This window comes from Bacillota bacterium, from assembly GCA_012727955.1.
Classification (GTDB): domain Bacteria; phylum Bacillota; class Limnochordia; order DTU087; family JAAYGB01; genus JAAYGB01.
The window spans coordinates 38,667-56,886 of the sequence record JAAYGB010000036.1; the positions used below are offsets into that span (position 1 = coordinate 38,667).

18 protein-coding genes and 2 other annotated features are annotated in these 18,220 nt (G+C 55.3%); all 18 genes read left to right on the top strand.

Going from position 1 to position 18,220, the window contains the following annotated elements; all coding sequences use genetic code 11:
- Positions 1-2: 2 nt before the first annotated feature.
- The 18 genes from GX030_06655 to GX030_06740 all read left to right on the top strand — a co-directional run bounded on the left by GX030_06655 (position 3) and on the right by GX030_06740 (position 18,153).
- Positions 3-1,694, top strand: coding sequence for an Rne/Rng family ribonuclease (locus GX030_06655; protein ID NLV92056.1), 1,692 nt, complete (start codon positions 3-5; stop codon positions 1,692-1,694).
- 99 nt (positions 1,695-1,793) lie between these two features.
- Positions 1,794-1,871 (top strand) — a sequence feature (ribosomal protein L21 leader region).
- A 14-nt stretch (positions 1,872-1,885) separates the two neighbouring features.
- A complete protein-coding gene (rplU, locus tag GX030_06660) occupies positions 1,886-2,197 on the top strand; it encodes a 50S ribosomal protein L21 (GenBank protein ID NLV92057.1) in 312 nt (103 codons plus the stop codon).
- A 6-nt stretch (positions 2,198-2,203) separates the two neighbouring features.
- On the top strand, positions 2,204-2,554 hold the full coding sequence (locus tag GX030_06665; GenBank protein NLV92058.1) for a ribosomal-processing cysteine protease Prp: 351 nt from the start codon (positions 2,204-2,206) through the stop codon (positions 2,552-2,554).
- Positions 2,555-2,584: 30 nt separating this feature from the next.
- Positions 2,585-2,878 carry a 50S ribosomal protein L27 gene (gene rpmA / locus GX030_06670; protein NLV92059.1) on the top strand — a complete coding sequence of 98 codons (294 nt, stop codon included), beginning with the start codon at positions 2,585-2,587 and terminating at the stop codon, positions 2,876-2,878.
- 136 nt (positions 2,879-3,014) lie between these two features.
- Positions 3,015-4,313, top strand: a complete 1,299-nt coding sequence (gene obgE, locus GX030_06675; GenBank protein ID NLV92060.1) for a GTPase ObgE — start codon at positions 3,015-3,017, stop codon at positions 4,311-4,313.
- Between the two features lie 54 nt (positions 4,314-4,367).
- Entirely contained in the window at positions 4,368-4,658 is a 291-nt protein-coding gene (gene yhbY, locus GX030_06680; protein NLV92061.1) for a ribosome assembly RNA-binding protein YhbY, read from the top strand.
- A 37-nt stretch (positions 4,659-4,695) separates the two neighbouring features.
- Positions 4,696-5,844, top strand: a complete 1,149-nt coding sequence (gene proB, locus GX030_06685; GenBank protein NLV92062.1) for a glutamate 5-kinase — start codon at positions 4,696-4,698, stop codon at positions 5,842-5,844.
- 5 nt (positions 5,845-5,849) lie between these two features.
- On the top strand, positions 5,850-7,103 hold the full coding sequence (locus GX030_06690; protein NLV92063.1) for a glutamate-5-semialdehyde dehydrogenase: 1,254 nt from the start codon (positions 5,850-5,852) through the stop codon (positions 7,101-7,103).
- A gap of 24 nt (positions 7,104-7,127) precedes the next feature.
- Positions 7,128-7,772, top strand: a complete 645-nt coding sequence (locus GX030_06695) for a nicotinate-nucleotide adenylyltransferase (protein NLV92064.1) — start codon at positions 7,128-7,130, stop codon at positions 7,770-7,772.
- Positions 7,765-8,673 carry a site-specific DNA-methyltransferase gene (locus GX030_06700; protein NLV92065.1) on the top strand — a complete coding sequence of 303 codons (909 nt, stop codon included), beginning with the start codon at positions 7,765-7,767 and terminating at the stop codon, positions 8,671-8,673. Before GX030_06695 ends, GX030_06700 begins: the two co-directional genes overlap by 8 nt.
- Positions 8,674-9,258 carry an HD domain-containing protein gene (locus GX030_06705; GenBank protein ID NLV92066.1) on the top strand — a complete coding sequence of 195 codons (585 nt, stop codon included), beginning with the start codon at positions 8,674-8,676 and terminating at the stop codon, positions 9,256-9,258.
- Positions 9,259-9,262: 4 nt separating this feature from the next.
- Entirely contained in the window at positions 9,263-10,591 is a 1,329-nt protein-coding gene (locus tag GX030_06710; protein NLV92067.1) for an LCP family protein, read from the top strand.
- A 24-nt stretch (positions 10,592-10,615) separates the two neighbouring features.
- Positions 10,616-10,969, top strand: a complete 354-nt coding sequence (gene rsfS, locus GX030_06715; GenBank protein ID NLV92068.1) for a ribosome silencing factor — start codon at positions 10,616-10,618, stop codon at positions 10,967-10,969.
- 93 nt (positions 10,970-11,062) lie between these two features.
- A complete protein-coding gene (locus GX030_06720; GenBank protein ID NLV92069.1) occupies positions 11,063-11,434 on the top strand; it encodes a carboxymuconolactone decarboxylase family protein in 372 nt (123 codons plus the stop codon).
- Between the two features lie 5 nt (positions 11,435-11,439).
- On the top strand, positions 11,440-12,225 hold the full coding sequence (locus tag GX030_06725; GenBank protein ID NLV92070.1) for a class I SAM-dependent methyltransferase: 786 nt from the start codon (positions 11,440-11,442) through the stop codon (positions 12,223-12,225).
- Between the two features lie 42 nt (positions 12,226-12,267).
- Positions 12,268-12,487: a binding site (T-box leader), on the top strand.
- A 55-nt stretch (positions 12,488-12,542) separates the two neighbouring features.
- Complete coding sequence (locus GX030_06730; GenBank protein NLV92071.1) at positions 12,543-15,020, top strand: leucine--tRNA ligase; 2,478 nt, start codon at positions 12,543-12,545, stop codon at positions 15,018-15,020.
- Between the two features lie 128 nt (positions 15,021-15,148).
- Entirely contained in the window at positions 15,149-15,565 is a 417-nt protein-coding gene (locus GX030_06735) for a helix-hairpin-helix domain-containing protein (protein NLV92072.1), read from the top strand.
- Positions 15,562-18,153: a DNA internalization-related competence protein ComEC/Rec2 gene (locus tag GX030_06740; GenBank protein ID NLV92073.1), complete on the top strand. Its 2,592-nt coding sequence runs from the start codon at positions 15,562-15,564 to the stop codon at positions 18,151-18,153. The genes GX030_06735 and GX030_06740 overlap by 4 nt, the downstream gene beginning before the upstream one ends.
- The last annotated feature ends 67 nt before the right edge of the window (positions 18,154-18,220 follow it).

Sequence of the window (18,220 nt, forward strand, 5' to 3'; positions counted from 1 at the left end):
TCATGCAAAAAGAGATTATTATCAACTGCTCCGATGGCGAGAAGCGAGCAGCTTTATTGGAGGACCGCCGGTTAGTCGAAGTTTACTTTGAAGGCGGCAACCACGATAACATCGTGGGTAATATCTACAAAGGTCGGGTGGCCAATGTCTTGCCGGGTATGTCTGCCGCCTTTGTTGACATCGGACTAGAAAAGAACGCCTTTCTGTATATGGACGATGCCGTTAATCAGTTGAGCCGGGGAAAGATGCGGCCGGCAGCAAAGAAGGTCCGAAATATTCGCGATGTGGTTAGAGAAGGACAGGAAATTATTGTCCAGGTAACCAAGGAACCCATCGGCACCAAGGGCGCTAGAGTGGTTACCGAGTTGTCCTTGGCCGGTAGGTACACGGTTTTGATGCCCACAGTGGACTATATCGGTGTATCCCGGCGCATCAGTGACAAGAAAGAGCGGGCAAGACTGAAGGAAATTGCGGCCCAGATCCAGCCGAAGAACATGGGACTCATCGTGCGGACGGTGGCCGAAGGTAAGGGTGTCCAAGAACTCAAACAGGACGTAGAACTTTTGCTCAAGGTCTGGAAGACGACGAAACGACGGGCCAAGCGGTATCCGTCCCCCAGCCTCATCTACAAAGACCATGACCTGGTATTTCGGATGCTGCGGGATGTTTTCTCCAGTGATTTTGATAAGCTGATTGTCGATTCGCGGACAGAGTACGAGAAGATTTTGGATGTCTTGGATGTCCTGGCACCCCATCTGCGGTCTCGAGTGTACTACTACCATGAAGGGATCCCGATTTTTGAGTTCTACGGGATCGAGGCGGAGATCGGCAAAGCACTCCGTTCCAAGGTATGGCTGCCCAGCGGTGGGTATATCGTCATCGATCAGACCGAGGCCTTGACCAGCATCGACGTCAACACCGGCAAGTTTACCGGCTCAAAGAATCTAGAAGATACCGTGGTTAAGACCAATCTCGAGGCTGCCGAGGAAATCGCGCGGCAACTGCGCCTGCGGGACATCGGCGGGATTATCGTCATCGATTTTATCGATATGGATAGGAAGAAGGACGAGGAGTTGGTCTTGGCCCGACTGACGGAATGCACCAATGAAGAGCGAACCAAGACCCATGTCATCGGCTTTACCAGCCTGGGAATGGTGGAAATGACCCGCAAGAAGGTGCGGGAAAGTATTAAGGATACTCTCCAACAACCCTGTCCCTATTGCGCCGGTACCGGTAGAGTTTTGTCCGAGGAAACCCTGGCCCATCAAGTGGAACGACGAATTGTTGCTGCTGCCCGGGATGAGGATATCGCCGGGGTATATGTGGAGCTGCACCCCCAGATCGCTGCCAAGGTAATTGGTCCCGGTGGGGCCAATGTCCGCCGGTTAGAGGAGAAGACCGGGAAAGTGATTGTAGTTAAGGGCCGGGATGATTTTCACTTTGAACAGGTGGAAATTACCGCCACCCAAGATGAGGGCCACCTGGTCCATCGGGCCACTCCGGTCCATCAGGGACAAGTGCTGGATATGGAGGTACAGGATCTGCATTCCGGTCGGCCCACCGATGGAATTTCTCGACTCAATGGATACGTTGTCGATATTGAAGGAGCAGCGGATTACGTCGGGAAAAAACTCAAGGTCGAGATTACTAAGGTTTTTCGCACCTATGCTAAAGGCAAAATGATCAATGGATAGTCAAGAAAGAAAGCTTTATTGTCTCCTGCCCTTGGCAGATTGACAGGGATTTATTAGGTGTGGTATAGTTACCAAGTAAGTGCTTGTATGCTGGTTCTACAAGTGCTGCAACCGCTCATGTCAGGCTGTGCAAGTGTCCACTGCGACCGCCTGCCCATGGCGAGTCTCAGAGTTAAGGGAGGTGGGCCAGCATGTACGCGATTATCGAAACCGGTGGAAAGCAGTATAAGGTAGCTCCCGGCGATGTGATTCGGGTGGAGAAGCTTTCCAGCGAAGTGGATTCCGAGATTACCTTGGACAAAGTTCTCCTCGTGGAAAATGATGGTGAGCTCAAGGTGGGCAGCCCCGTTGTTGACGGTGCTAAGGTCACCGCTAAGGTTCTCAGCCACGGCAGAGGGAAGAAGATTCTTGTCTTCAAGTACAAGCCGAAGAAGAACTATCGGCGGCGCCAAGGTCATCGGCAACCCTACACCGAGCTTCGCATCGAAAAGATTGAGGCTTAGTGACCGATGATCAGGATCCAGATCTGGCGCAGGGCCACAGGGTCCATTGACCGTTTTCGCCTAGAGGGGCATTCTGGCTATGCGCCCTTGGGACAGGACATTGTCTGTGCGGCGGTATCGGCCTTGGCTCAGACCGCCGTCCTTGGTCTTATGTCAGTGGTGCAGATGGATGTAGAGGTAGAAGTCGACGCCGAAATCGGACTATTGGATTGTCGAATCCCACGGGCAGATAGGGGCAGTGATGCCACCTTAGACCAACAGGCAGCGATCTTGGAGACAATGGTGTTGGGACTGCGGGAAATCGAGGCGCAGTATCCCCAATACGTGACGATCAAGGAAATGACTACGGATAGATAACCTACGCCAACTAGACTGGAGGTGTAGCCAATGTTCAAGTTTAATCTGCAATTGTTTGCCAGTAAGAAGGGTGTCGGTAGTTCCCGTAACGGTCGTGACAGCGAGTCGAAGCGACTGGGAGTAAAGCGCGGGGATGGTCAGTTCGTTTCCGCTGGCAGCATCTTGGTGCGTCAGAGAGGTACCAAGTTCCATGCCGGTGCTAACGTTAGAGTGGGTAAGGATGACACCCTGTTTACCACCATCGATGGATATGTGTCCTTTGAGCGGCTGGGCAAGAGCAGGAAACAGGTAAGTGTGTATGCCGAACCGCAGGTAACTGCCTAGGCCCAAGGAACTGGCTGTGACAGACTTAAATATTAAGCCCTACTGCTGTTGTGCGGTGGGGCCTTTTTTGTCATCGGGGGAAAGACTAGGCAAGAGGAGTCAATAGAGCAATGTCCCAGGGAAGGGAGGATGCGAGATGCAATTTATTGATAAGGTAAAGATTTCCGTTACCGCCGGCAAGGGCGGCAACGGGGTGGTCCGTTTTCGCCGGGAGAAATATGTGCCCGCCGGGGGACCCGCGGGTGGCGATGGCGGGGACGGCGGTGACGTGATCCTCGAAGTGGATCCAAACCTGACTACCCTGGTGGATTTTCGGTATCGCCGGAAGTACAAAGCCCAGGATGGGGAGGACGGTGGTTCCTTCAATCGGTTTGGCAAAGATGCTCCCGATCTCATTATTGGGGTGCCGCCGGGTACCATCCTTAAGGACCCAGAGACCGATGAGATCCTGGCGGACATGACGGTGCCCGGCCAGCGGGTGGTGGTGGCCAAGGGGGGGCGAGGCGGGCGAGGAAACACCCGGTTCAAGAGTCCAACTCGGCAGGCGCCACAATTTGCGGAACAGGGTTTGCCGGGATGGTCCCGGGAGTTAGTCTTAGAACTAAAGCTCTTGGCCGATGTTGGCCTGGTGGGCTATCCCAACGTAGGGAAATCCACCTTCATCTCTCGAATCTCAGCGGCCAAGCCGAAGATCGCCGATTACCCCTTTACCACCTTGGTGCCAAACCTTGGTGTGGTGTCTATGGGTGAGGGCAACAGCTTCGTGGTGGCAGATATTCCCGGCCTCATCGAAGGAGCCCACGCCGGTGTGGGCTTGGGGCACGAGTTTCTCCGTCATGTGGAAAGGTGCCGAGTGCTGGTCCACATGATCGATATGTCGGGATACGAAGGTAGAGACCCTCGGGAGGATTACCGGCAGATTCTCTACGAACTGGAGCAGTACAGTCCGGAATTGGCCCAGCGGCCGCAAATTGTTGTGGCCAATAAGATGGATCTGCCCAACGCGGCTGTCAACCTGGAGGAGTTTCGCCGGGAGTATCCGCAACTGACGGTATATGAGATGTCGGCTGCCACCGGCCAAGGCATCGATGCTGTCCTTTCGGCGATGTGGTCGGTGGTTCGGGAGATGCGGGAGGCGGAACCGGTGAAGGAAGGTCAGGAGGTACCGGAGGTTCTGGTGCTGGAGCCTGCCGTGAAGAAGGCTGAACTTCGGGACTTCACCATCACCCAGGATGATGAGGACGAAGCCTTTGTGGTGAAGGGCCAAGGTCTCGAGGGGCTGATGCTTCGGATCGATTTCAACAATGAGGAGTCGGTCAAATGGTTTCTGCGACTGCTGGAGGATATCGGGGTAGTAGCCCAGCTGCGGGAAGCAGGTATTGAAGACGGCGATACCGTTCGGGTCGGAGAGTATGAGTTTGAGTTTGTCGACTAGACGCAGGAAAATCCAGTCAAGTCGGAGAAAATCCGGAGAAAGGCGGAAAGAGTTATGTTGACTAGTAAGCAGAGAGCCTATTTGCGTTCGCTGGGAAACGAGCTTGAACCCATTGTGCAGGTAGGCAAGGGGGGGCTGTCCCCCAATTTAATTACCCAGGTGGATGAGGCCCTAGAGGCTCGGGAGTTGTTGAAGGTTAGGGTTTTGAAAAACGCTTTAGCCGACGTGCGGGATGTGGCCGAAGAACTGGCGGAAGAAACCGATGCCGATGTAGTCCAGGTGATCGGTAATATCATTATGCTGTATCGTGAGGCCAGCAAAGACCCACAGATTATTTTGCCTTAGGCGTAAAGGGGGCATCGTTTTCCGATGAGAAACGAGTATCTTCCACAAGGCTAACCGGATTGTGGTCAAGGTTGGTACCAGCAGTCTGACCTATCCCACTGGGAAGCTGAATTTGCACCGTTTGGACAAATTGGCAGCCCAGATCGCGGATTTGTGGAACGAAGGCAGGCAAGTTATCCTAGTTAGCTCCGGGGCCATCGGAGCCGGCATGAGTCGCTTAGGTTTGACTCGACGACCGGTAACGGTTCCGGAAAAGCAGGCTGTGGCCGCCGTGGGCCAGGGCCAATTGATGCACATTTACGAGAAAATCTTTAGCGAATACGGCTGGGTGGTGGCTCAAGTCCTCCTCACCCGGAGCGACTTGGCAGAACGCCAGCGTCATCTCAACGCTCGCCATGCGCTGCAGACCCTGTTGAGTCTCAATGTGATCCCGATTATCAATGAAAATGACACCGTTGCCGTTGATGAGATCAAGTTCGGTGATAACGACACCTTAGCAGCTTTGGTGGCGGGACTGGTGGACGCGGACCTGTTGGTGCTTCTTTCCGATGTGGATGGCCTGTATGATAGGAATCCCCAGGAAGACAACAGCGCCCAGTTGATACCCCTGGTCACCGACGTTAGTCCCGAGCTGATGCAGGCCGCGGCTGGGGCCGGCACTGCCTTGGGAACGGGAGGCATGGTGACCAAGCTAAGGGCCGCTCGGATCGCGGTGAAATCGGGAATCCCCATGTGTATCGCCAACGCCGCCACCGAAGGGGTGTTGCGGGCACTGCTGGCGGGAGAGGACATTGGTACATTGTTTGTTCCCCAGTCCCGGGCCCTGGGCCAACGGAAGCAGTGGATTGCCTTCAGCAAGTCGCCGGCAGGGGCAGTGCTGATCGATGCCGGTGCCTGTCAGGCGGTGGTGGAGCAGGGCAAGAGTTTGTTGCCAGTGGGAGTGCTCCAGGTTCAGGGGCAATTTCGTAGCGGAGATTTGATTCAGCTTCTCAACGAAGAGGGAGTGGAGGTGGCCCGGGGCCTAAGCAATTACTCCTCCACGGAAGTCAGCCTCATTGCCGGCAAGCACAGTTCCCAGCTATCGGCAATTCTCAAGGGAGCCATCTATGAAGAAGTGGTGCATCGGGATAACTTGATTGTCAGTCAAGCCCCGTCGGAAAACACAAGTCTACCCACCGGGAGTTGATAAATATGTCCCTTCGTAACGATGACGTCCTGGCCAAGTGTCAAGGTGCAAAAGGGGCGGCTCCGATCCTCGCCTTGACGGCCACCGATGTGAAGAACCAGGCTCTTGCCAGAATCGCGGCAGCATTGACCGAGAATCAGGAAAGGATTCTGGCGGCCAATGCCGAGGATGTCCAGGCCGCGAAGGCCAAGAATCTCAGTGGGGCTCTCATCGATCGTTTAACCCTAACGGAGAGCCGAATTGCACAAATGGCCCAGGGGCTTTTGGAGATCGCGGCCCTACCGGATCCCATCGGCGAAAAGGTGCGGGGAATTCGGCGGCCCAATGGGTTGGAAATCGACCAGGTTCGGGTCCCCTTGGGCGTGGTGGGGATCATCTATGAAGCCCGGCCCAACGTTACCATCGATGCGGCAGGGCTATGTCTCAAGGCAGGAAATGCCGTGGTTCTGCGGGGAAGTTCCGATGCTCTCCGGTCGAATCAGGCCTTGGTTGCCATCGTGCGGCAGGAACTGCAGGCCCTGGGTCTGCCGGTGGATGCCGTCACTTTGATTGAAGATGTCAGTCGCGAGGCGGCGACGGAAATGATGAGGATGAATCAGTACCTCGACGTCTTGATCCCCCGAGGGGGAGCCGGTCTGATTCAGACGGTGAAGGAGACGGCCACGGTGCCGGTCATCGAAACGGGGGTAGGCAATTGTCACGCTTATATCGATGCCTCCGCTGATCTAGACATGGCCGAGGCCCTTGTGATCAACGGCAAGTGTCAGCGACCGGGAGTGTGCAATGCCCTGGAGACTTTGTTGGTTCATCGAGAGGTGGCCGAGGACTTCTTGCCGCGGATCGTTGTCTCCCTGAAGGACAAAGGAGTAGAGGTGCGGGGCGATGAGGCCACCCGGAGCTGGGTTGAGGTGGAGCCCGCCGCTGAAAGTGATTGGACCACAGAATACCTGGACCTAATTCTAGCCGTTAAGGTTGTGGACAGTCTAGAGGAGGCCATCGCTCACATCAATCGCTATGGGACCAAACATTCCGAGGCCATTGTGACGGAGGATTATTCCGCCGCTCGGTGCTTTATGCAGGCAGTGGATGCTGCTGCCGTCTATGTCAATGCTTCCACTCGCTTTACCGACGGTAACGAGTTTGGGTTGGGGGCGGAGATCGGGATTTCCACTCAGACCCTGCACGCCCGGGGTCCCATGGGCCTGAGGGAATTGACGACGACGAAGTATATCATTCAAGGTAACGGACAGGTTCGGTAAGAGGTTGGACGGGGAGGAAGGCCAATGGACGTCGCCCAGCAGGAGACACAGCAGCGGTTAGGAATTTTAGGGGGCACCTTTGATCCCATTCATATCGGGCATTTGTGTTTGGCCCAGGCAGCCTTGGAAGAGCTGCACCTCAGTCAGATATTGTTTATGCCCGCAGCCCGGCCACCCCACAAACAAGACCGGGCGGTGACTTCTGCCCAGGCTAGGATGGAGATGGTCCAACGGGCCGTCGCGGATAATCCGGCCTTTGCCGTTTCCGATTTGGAGTTGGCTCGCTCCGGCCCTTCTTACACCGTGGGTACCTTGGCACAGCTTGGGAGGCTTTATCCTGATTACCAGTTGGTGTTAATAATTGGTCTAGACTCCCTATTAGATATGGCCAGCTGGCATCGGCCCGAGGAGATCCTGCAGTCCAGTCATGTGGCCGTGGCTGCCCGTCCAGGGTTTTCCTTCCAGGATATAGAAGCAAGACTGGGAAGCTTGTTTGAACGCTATCGGTCCCGGATTCACTTTTTCTCTGCACCCCTGCTGGATATTTCTTCTACTCGCCTGCGGGAGCTGGTCCGACGGGGACGGAGTATTCGCTATCTAACGCCCGATGAAGTAGCGGATTTTGTCCGCCGGGAAGGGTTGTACCAAGAGGGGAATGAAGGTGAATAGGGACAAGGAGCTGCCCCTGGCCTTGACGGAGCGATGGACCCTGCCCCATCCCCAGTGGCCGCAGGCAACCTGGGACCTGGTCCTTCGGCACTGCAGCGGGGAGGAGTGGGTACAGGACTTGCCCGATGAGTGTATCGACTTGGTATACATCGATCCTCCCTTTGCTACCGGTCGGGAGTGGAAGATGCAGTGGGATGGTGGCGTCACGACAAGTTTTGCCGATCCCGTAGGTGACATCGAAGATTATACCCAGTGGTTGGCCCAAATCTTAGCCCAGGTCCATCGGGTGCTGAAACCTACGGGTTCCCTGTGTGTGCATCTTGATTGGCATGCCGTCCACTATGTCAAGGTGGCCCTCGATGGGATCTTTGGCTACAGTAACTTCAAGAATGAGATTATTTGGGCCTATCGGACCGCGGGAAACAGCAAGCGACACTTTGCCCGGAAGCACGACACAATTCTGCTTTACGCCAAGGATGTGAAAGAGGCAAAGTTTAATGTGTTGAAGCAAAGGTCCTATCTAAAAAAGCGTTATGGTTACGGAGCCCACTACCAGGAGCATTTCGATCCAGAGAGGCAGCAGTATTACACCGAGGTGTTGATGCGGGATGTGTGGACCGATATCCCGGCGCTAAAAGGGTGCAACCGAGAACGGGTAGGCTATCCCACCCAGAAGCCATTGAAACTGCTGGAACGCCTAATTTTGGCCACCACCGACCCCGATGATGTGGTCGCTGACTTCTTTTGCGGCAGTGGCACAACTCTGGAAGCCGCAGTGCGGCATGGTCGGCGCTTTTTGGGATGTGACATCTCCCAGGAGGCTGTCACCATTGCCCGGGAGCGGTTGCTGAGGGCCAGAAAGGCCTTGGCGCAAATGCAGTTATTCGAAGGAGAGCTGTAAGTGGATACCTTTGCCGAGATGGCAGCCAAAGTAGAAGGGATGGTTACCCCCCGGCGGTGGCGTCACATTCTAGGGGTGATGGAGACCGCAGAGGAGCTGGCGCTCAGGCAGAACTGCAGCCGGGAAGGGGCTCGAGTTGCTGCACTGCTCCATGATTGCGCTAAGGACCTTCCCAAGAACACCCTGTTGAAATTAATAGAAGATTCTGGTATAGTTTTGGATGAAGTTGAGGGGGAGCTTTACCCCCTGTGGCATGCCCCCGTAGGTGCGGTGCTAGCCCGCAGGGAGTTTGGGGTTACGGATCTGGACATTTTGGCGGCGATTCGCTATCATACCGTTGGTCGCGCGGGAATGTCCCTGTTGGAGAAGATTATTTATGTGGCAGATATCATTGAACCCAGTCGTGACTGGCCCGGGGTGGACAAGCTTCGCTCCTTGGTTTTTGCCGATTTTGCTGCCGGGTGCCTAAAGGCCCTTGATTCTGCCATCACCTTTATTTTGCAGCAAGGATCTTTGCTACATCCCGGGACGGTAGCAGCTCGCAATCAGTTGATCCGAGAGCAGCGGTCAGCAGAAAGAAGGTGACAAAGTGGCTCTAGAGAATACTCCGCAGGAGTCAATGCCAAACCAGGAGCCGGTCCTTGAGGAGGAACTGGCCCTCAAGCGGCAGGAGCTGGAGAAAAAACGAGCCTTAAGGGCCAGGAAAAGGCGTCAGCGGCGATTGTTTTATCTGTTCTTAGTAGTTTTGGCGCTGCTTCTGGCAGGAATTACGGCCTACTATACGATGCAGCGGAATTTTGCGCTACCGACAACTGTGGGTTCATTGCATCGAGGAGAGGATCCAACGGGAGAGACTCCTTTGCTGGGAAGATTTGACGTGGTAGTTCTGGGGGCCGATGAAAAGCCCGACGATCCCGGCAGAGCAGACACAATTATGGTTGCATCCATTGATTTTGATCACCGGCGCTTGTCGGTGATTTCTGTTCCCAGGGATACGATGGTAACTATTCCCGGTCGGCCCGGTAGGCAGCGAATCAATGCTGCCTATGCCTACGGCGGTCCGGAGCTGACGGTGAAAACTCTTTCCCAGTTGTTTAATATTCCTTTGCAATATTATGTTAGAATAGATTTCCAGGGCTTTATAGATATCGTTGATATTCTCGGTGGGGTCACCGTCGACATTCAGCGGCCGATGTATTATGAAGATCAGGCCCAGGGTTTGATCATCGACTTGAAGCCGGGCCTGCAAAGGTTAACTGGAGAACAGGCTCTGGGTTACGTGCGTTTTCGGCATGATGGTCTAGGGGATGTCGCGTTGGTGGATCCCAACCGCAATGTGTATGATGGGCGGATCAATCGGCAGCAGAAGTTTATCAAAGCCTTTCTCGATGAGCTGCTTCACATCAGAACGGTAACTAAGATTCCCGCCTTGGTTCACTCGGTGATTGGTGCCGTTGAGACCAATATTCCCTACTTCCAGGCGATGCGGTTGGCGATGCTAGCCAGCCGAATCGAGGACGGGACCTTCCGCAGTTCCGTGGTGCCGGGCACCTCAGCCCTGGTGGAAGGGGCCAGTTACTGGGTGGCCGACACCGATCGGCTGGAGTTGATGGTGAAGCGAATGATTTTGGGGGAAGATCAGATTACGGTAGAGGTACTCAACGGCAGTGGGATTCGAGGGGCCGCTAGGCAGGTAGCGGAAGGCCTAACCCAACGGGGGTACGCGGTGTTGGGGGTAACCGATGCCGATACCTATGATTATGAGAAGACCCAAATCTTCGCTCGGCCGACCCATGACAGCGCGGCCAAAAGCCTTGGAGAGGTTCTCAACACTGGCAGTATCACTCTAACCAATGACATTCGCGGTAATGATATCGATATGGTGGTTATTGTCGGGAAGGACTATCGGATTGAGTAGGAGTTGGGCAAGGAGGGAAGCCAGCTGAATTCACGTAAGGTATTGGAGACAATCGTGGCGGCTGCTGAGGATAAGAAGGCAGTGGATGTAGTGGTGTTGGACTTGCAGGAGATTACCATCATTGCCGATTACTTTGTGATCTGCAGTGGTGAGTCCACCCCACAGGTACGCGCCATCTATCGCGGTATCATGGATGATCTGGCTGAGATAGGTGTAACGCCAAATTGGCGCAGTGGCTCTGAAGAGGGCGGATGGGTGCTGTTGGACTATGGCGGCATCGTTGTCCATGTGTTTCACCACAGCCAACGGGAGTACTATGATCTGGAAAACCTCTGGGGAGACGCAAAGCGCCTGACGCCCGAGGAAATTTTGGCCTAAGGCTCAATTGATCAGTTGCAGGCAGATACCTATAGAGAAGGGGTATCTGCCTGTTCATCGCGGCAGCGACGGGATAGAGGGGAGATATGATCGATGGACAAGCTGCAGGAATTTCGCGAGTATCGCGAGAGGATGAATGAGAAGATTTTAGCCGAGGGAGATCGGGCGACAAAGCGGTTTTTCTCCTTAGATTCCTATGCCTATCGGCCGGGGGCCTTGGATTGTAAGACCAAGGAGTTGTTGGGTCTGGTGGCCTCGGCGGTGCTGCGCTGCAACGACTGTATCGCCTATCATATCATTCGGGCGGTGCAGGAAGGGGCTACCGATGATGAGATCAAGGAGACGCTGTCCATTGCTTTGATCGTTGGCGGCTCCATCGTGATACCCCATCTGCGTTATGCCTATGATCTTCTGGACCAGGCCCGGCAGGCACAGGCCGAGGGCCATCTCGAGGAATTGGAGTAGCCAGGATGCTGCCAAAACCAGAGGGAGCCTACGGAATCTTAGCCCGATTTTACGATGAGTTGATGTTGGAGGCCCTTGACTACTCCCAGTGGTTTGCCGCACTCCGGCACCTTCTCGCCAAAGAGGGCAAGCCTTTGTCACCACATCATCGGGTGTTGGACCTGGCCTGTGGCACCGGATTGATGACAGAGCAGATGGCCCAGGCGGGGTATCAGGTAATTGGGGCAGACCTTTCCGAGGAGATGTTGGCGGTGGCGGAGCAGAGGCTGCGCCGGGCTGGACATTCGGTGCCCCTATTGCGAGCGGACATGAGGGACTTTGACCTGGGGATCACCTTTGACTGTGTTTTTTGTCTCTGTGACAGTCTGAACTACATAGAGGATTCAACTCAGCTGCCGGAAGTCTTTGCCTCTGTGGCTAGAGCCCTGAAACCCAACGGAGTCTTTGTCTTTGATGTCAACAGCGAGTACAAGCTCAGTCAGATTTACGGCAGCAATACCTATGCCGAAATCAGGGATGGCTGGTCCTACATTTGGGAAAACACCTATGACCCTGAACAAGGGATTTGTCAGATGGACCTGGCCTTCTATATTCAGGATCCCGATGGCAGATTTACCCAGTATCGGGAGCGACACTATGAAATCGCCTTGGACCATGAAGAGATAGTCCGGGCCCTGGCCAGTACAGGGTTTAGTCTCTTGGGTGTATACGGCGATGACTTTGTCACTTCCCCGGGATCAGACACTGAGCGATGGACCTATCTTGCCGTCAAGGGGAATGTCGGATCTTGATCTTAACTTAGCTGAATGATAGACTAGAGGAAAATTGTGTATACAAAGTCGATGCAGAGGAGTAGTACTCCGAACCCGATTCTGACAGAGAGCCGATGGGTGGTGGAAATCGGTGAATTGGCCGGGGGAATCTCGCCTCGAAGACTCCGCAGTGAAGAACATCCTTCCTAGCTGTGGACGGTTGACGCCGTTATCGTTAAAAAGTGGGCAGTGGGGAACACTGTCAAAATGGGTGGTACCGCGGGTAACTCTCGTCCCTAATGTGGGATGGGGGTTTTTTTAATATTGGTTACGATGAGTTTTGGAGGTGGAGTCACGTGGATGAAAGGTACAATTTTCACGCCGTGGAAGCCAAGTGGCAGAAAAAATGGAGTGACAGCAAACTCTACCAAGTGGTAGAGGATGAAAATAAGGAGAAATACTACTGCCTCGTAATGTTTCCCTACCCTTCGGGACGCCTACATATGGGGCATGTGCGCAACTACTCCATCGGCGATGCCATTGCTCGCTTTCGTCGTTTGCAGGGATACAATGTGCTGCATCCCATGGGTTGGGATGCCTTCGGCCTGCCGGCAGAGAACGCGGCAATTAAGAACAACACTCACCCCGCCAAGTGGACCTGGGAGAACATCGAGTATATGCGGGCCCAGCTGCAGCAGATGGGGATCAGCTATGATTGGGACCGAGAGGTGGCTACCTGCCATCCCGATTACTACAAATGGACCCAATGGATCTTCCTCCAATTTTACAAACGGGGTCTAGCCTACAAGAAAAAGGCATCGGTTAACTGGTGTCCCTCCTGCAGTACGGTGCTGGCCAACGAGCAGGTGGTCAACGGTGCCTGTGAACGGTGTGATACCCCGGTGACCTTGACGGATCTGGAGCAGTGGTTCCTGAGAATTACCGACTACGCCGATGAGTTGCTGGCGGATCTCAAGGAATTGCCGGGCTGGCCGGAGAGAGTCAAGACCATGCAAAAAAACTGGATCGGCCGCAGCGAAGGTACTGAGATCACCTTTGCCATTGAAGGGCTCGATGAGACCATCAGTGTGTTTACCACTCGGCCAGACACGGTATTTGGAGTCACCTATCTGGTCTTTGCCCCGGAACATCCCTTAGTGGACCGGCTGATTACCGGAACGGAGCAAGAGGCCCAGGTGCGCCAGTTCATCAAGGAAGTTCAAGCCGAGGATGAGTTTGCTCGGGCCGCGGAAGATACGGAAAAGAAGGGAATGGAGATTGGCGCCTATGCCATCAACCCCGTCAACGGTGACCGGGTGCCGATCTTGGTTGCCAACTATGTTCTGATGGGCTATGGTACCGGTGCTGTGATGGGGGTTCCAGCCCACGATGACCGGGACTTTGCCTTTGCTAAGAAATATGGGCTGGAGATTCGCCCGGTAATTAAGCCCGTTGACGGCCAGCTTCCAGAACCTATGACGGAATCCTATATTGAAGATGGGGTGCTGATTAACTCCGGAGATTTCACCGGAATGGAAAACAAACAGGCGATGGTGGAGATCACCAAGTATCTGGAGAGCAAGGGCCAGGGATGCTTCAAGGTGAACTATCGGCTGCGGGACTGGCTGATTTCTCGGCAGCGATACTGGGGCACTCCCATTCCCATCGTCTACTGTGATCAGTGCGGCATCGTGCCGGTGCCCGAGGACCAGCTTCCAGTGATGTTACCAGAGGATGTTGAGCTGGTGGCCGGTCGTTCTCCGTTACCCACCTGTGAGGAATTTGTCAATACCACCTGTCCCCAGTGTGGCGGTCCAGCTCGGCGAGAAACCGATACCATGGATACCTTTATCGATTCCTCCTGGTACTTCCTGCGGTATTGTGACCCGACCAATGCCGGTGAGCCCTTCGCCAAGGAGAAGGCCGACTATTGGATGCCGGTGGATCAGTACGTTGGCGGAATTGAGCACGCTATTTTGCACCTGCTCTATTCGAGATTCTTCCAAAAGGTGCTCCATGACATGGGAATGACCAAGGACATTGAGCCGATGAAGAATCTCTTAACTCAGGGGATGGTGCTCAAGGACGGGGCGAAGATGTCCAAATCCAAGGGCAATGTCGTGGACCCCAGCCACATTATTGAGCAGTATGGTGCCGATACCGCCCGGTTGTTTATGCTCTTCGCCGCTCCCCCGGAGAGAGACCTGGAGTGGAGCGAGGCTGGCGTGGAAGGAGCCTACCGGTTCATTAACCGAGTCTGGCGTCTCTTTGCCGCTTGGATTGACCGGGTAGCCCCAGTCAAGGCGGCCGTCAATCCCGACGAGCTCACCAAAGCGGACCGGCAAATGCGCCGAATCGCCCACCAGACGGTGCGAAAGGTAACCGAGGAGATGGAATCGGGCTTTGGCTTTAATACTGCCATCAGTGCTAACATGGAAATGGTCAATGCCCTGTACAAATACACCGATGAGGTCGGGGAAGCGGCAAGCCTACCGTTGTTAAGGGAATGCTTTGAGTTCTTGGCCTTGAGCCTGGCACCCTTCGTGCCCCACGTTGCCGAGGAGCTGTGGGAGGCTCTGGGTAATGGGGAGTCGATCTTCCTGGCCACTTGGCCTAAATGGGATGAGGAGGCCACCAAGGCCGAGGAGATCACCATTGTGGTGCAGATCAACGGCAAAGTGCGGGATCGACTGGTTGTTCCTGCCGACAGCGATCAGGAGGAGATTAAGGAACAAGCTCTAGAGAGCGAGCGGATCCAGGAAATGATCCTGGGTAAGGAGATCGTCAAGACTATTGTCGTTCCGAAGAAATTGGTCAACATCGTCGTCAAGTAACGAAAGGATCCTTGGATAGAGCGTTGAAAATAACAGACAGAAGGCCTGGCCGTGCCGGCTAGCCTTATCTTTAGCAGCTCCATGCCCCTAAGCCGTGCCCCGAGTGGGTACCCTTGGGGGCTTTTGTTATGAAATTATCGAGAAGAGAAGATATTGTTCTACTGCTGCTGGCCTTTCTGGTTCTCAGTGGGGCGGGGTTTCGTCTGTGGCTGCGAGAAGGTGATGTGATCATTGAAGTCTGGGAGGAGTCGGAGGCCAGTCTAGTCCAGGGCTCTTCCAGTTTCGAGGGAGCTGAGTCCCTGCCTTCAGTATCAACCCCGTCCTTTGCCGAAACTGGAGCGGCAGAGGCCCTTCGGATTAATGTCAATACCGCCTCTGCCTGGGAACTGGAGCGACTTCCGGGGATCGGACCGGCCTTGGCAGGGCGAATTGTGGCGGAACGGGAAAGACATGGACCCTTCATCACCGTCGATGAATTGGTTCGAGTCAGCGGCATCGGGCCAAAGGTCTTAGAGAGATTGCGTCCCCACGTGATCGTCAAATGAGACGCCGGTGGACAAGGTGGTTCCGTCGGCTTTACTACCATCCCCAGCTCAGGTTTCCCGTAGGGTATTGCCGGGAGTATGGCAGCGCTGTTCTCTCTAGGATGCTTCCGGAGCGTCGCCGGCGGTGGAAACTGCTGGTGAGCCTTGGGGGATACGCCCTGGGCATAGGTCTTGGGGAGTACACCAGTCTGCAACTGCCTCAGGCAGCGCTGGTGCTGGCGATGATCCTTCTGGGCAGCGGAATATGGTGGTGGCGATATCGCCGGCTAAATGGCCTGTGGCGAGTTGGGGTAATCCTTGCCCTTGGCCTTGTCTGGACCTGTTTGCGGGCGCCGGTAGCGCCCCAGGGCCCTTGGCTGGAGCGTCCCGGGACCATTACCGGTACGGTGGTTGGCCTAAGAAGCAGGGAGAGGGACCGAACCCAAGTGGTGGTCCAGGTGGATAGGGTGTACTATCCCGATCTTGAGCAGCCCAGCGGGAAGGTTTCCTTCAAAGACTCTCCCTTGAACCCAAGGCCCAAGGTCCTGCTCAATATCTATCATCACGGGCAGGAAGGGGAGAGGGAAATCCTTGCGGGACTGGTTCCGGGACGGCGCCTTTCCTGGCAGGGGGCCTTGCGTTTGCCCGTGGATTCGGGAAACCGAGGCCTTTTTGACTACCGCTCCTATCTGCGCCGCCAGGGGATAGTCTATACCGCCAGTACCGACTTGGCGAAGCTAACCAGCGGTGACCTGCAGGGATTCATGGTTTGCCGCTGGATTCACCACTGGCGGCAGGGAATCCTAGATACCATCGAAGAGTTGTTCTTGCCGGCAGAGGCGGCTATCGTCAAGGGATTGGTACTGGGAGATAAGCAGGACATTCCCCAGGAGACAACCCTGATGTGGCAGAGAGCCGGGATCAGTCACTTGCTGTCGGTGTCGGGACTTCACATCGGTTTGGTTTCCAGCTTGGTCCGTCGGTTAGCCGCCAAGCTAGGGGGAGGAGGGAGCTTAACTTCCTGGGTGGGAATCGGTGCCGCGGTGGGGATGGCAGCTTTGGCGGGATGGTCCCTGTCGGCACTGCGGGCATGTCTGACGGCGACCCTAGTTGTGCTCTTGGCCCGACGGGAAGAAGAGTCTACCAGGAAGGGGTCATCGGGTACCGACGGGTTCTCAATCCTGTGCATTGCTGCCTGGATAGTTTTGATTTTGTATCCCCTGGCGCTCTTTGACGTGGGGTTTCAGTTATCCTACTCAGCGGTTCTGGGAATTCTGTTGCTAAATTCCCGGTGGCACCGGGGACAAAAACCCAGTAGAATCGGTGCCAGCCTGGGTATCTCCCTGGCCGCGGGATTGGGCACCTTGCCGGTGGTGGCTTGGTACTTCTTCAGTGTACCCACCTTGGCACCCCTGGCCAACTTGGTGGCGGTCCCCTTGGCGGGTTTGATTTTGCCCTTGAGCCTGGGGGCTGTGGTGGGGGCTAATCTATGGACGCCCCTGGCCCGTCCCTTCGCGCTGGCTGCCACTGGGTTGATTCGAGCCCTGAAGGCGGTGGCTGGGGTCATCGCCAGTGTTCCCGGCTCCCATCTCCTGGTGGGCCAACCGCCGCTGCCGCTCATCCTGGTCTATATCGCACTGCTTTTGGTGGTCTTGCGGGGGTTGGAGCGACTGCAGTTTCTCGGAAGCCGAAGTCGAAACCAGCTGTTGCTGGCCTTGACTCTAACGGTAGCAGGGTTCCTGCTGTGGGCTCCTTTGCTGCAGGTCGATTATGCCCGCTTTTCCTTGACGGCCATTGACGTCGGTCAGGGAGACAGCTGGTTGGTTCGGGATGGAACCGGACTGTCCCTATTAATCGACGGAGGAGGTAGCGATCCCCGCTACTCCAGCTTTGACGTTGGCAGTCGGATCACTGTGCCCTACCTCCAGCGTCGGGCCTTGGCCCGGGTCCATGGAGTGATCAATACCCATCCCCACCTGGACCACATCGGGGGACTGTTGACGGTGGTTGAGACCATCCCGGTGAAGGTGGTGGTGGACAACGGCAATCCCGGGAATGCTCCAGCAGCTTGGCGCCTGCGTCAAGGGGCAACCCGGTGGGGAGCCCAGCCGTTGACGGTATCCCCGGGCCAGCGGGTGCAAATTAGGACCCAAGAGTCCACAGTGACGGTGTGGCGTCCAGCCCCGGAGGGGACAGTCAATGACAATGATTTGTCCCTGGTTACTAAGATCCAATCTGGGCCCTGGAGCTTCTTGTTGACGGGAGATCTGGAGAGGGCCGGAATCGAGGCTCTCCTGAATACTTCGGGAGTGGATCTGTCCGCAGATGTCCTGCAAATTCCCCATCATGGTGGTCGCAATTCCCTGTTGGGACCTTTGATCCGACGGGTGAACCCCAAGCTGTGCGTCATTTCCGTTGGAAGGAACAATTTCGGTCATCCCGCTGGAGAAACCCTGGATCTCATGGAGCAGTTGGGAATTCCCTATTTGCGTACCGATCTCCATGGGGAGATTAACCTGATCCTTGGCCAGAGTGGTCGGTACGGAAGGGAAGGAAAGACCCTTTTGGTAACCACGGGCAGGGGAATCACAATGCAGGTCACGAAGTGAGTAGGGTGTGGTCTATCAGAACCCGGGGAAACCGCCGGGGATCTTGGTTGTTAGTTTCAGACTTAGC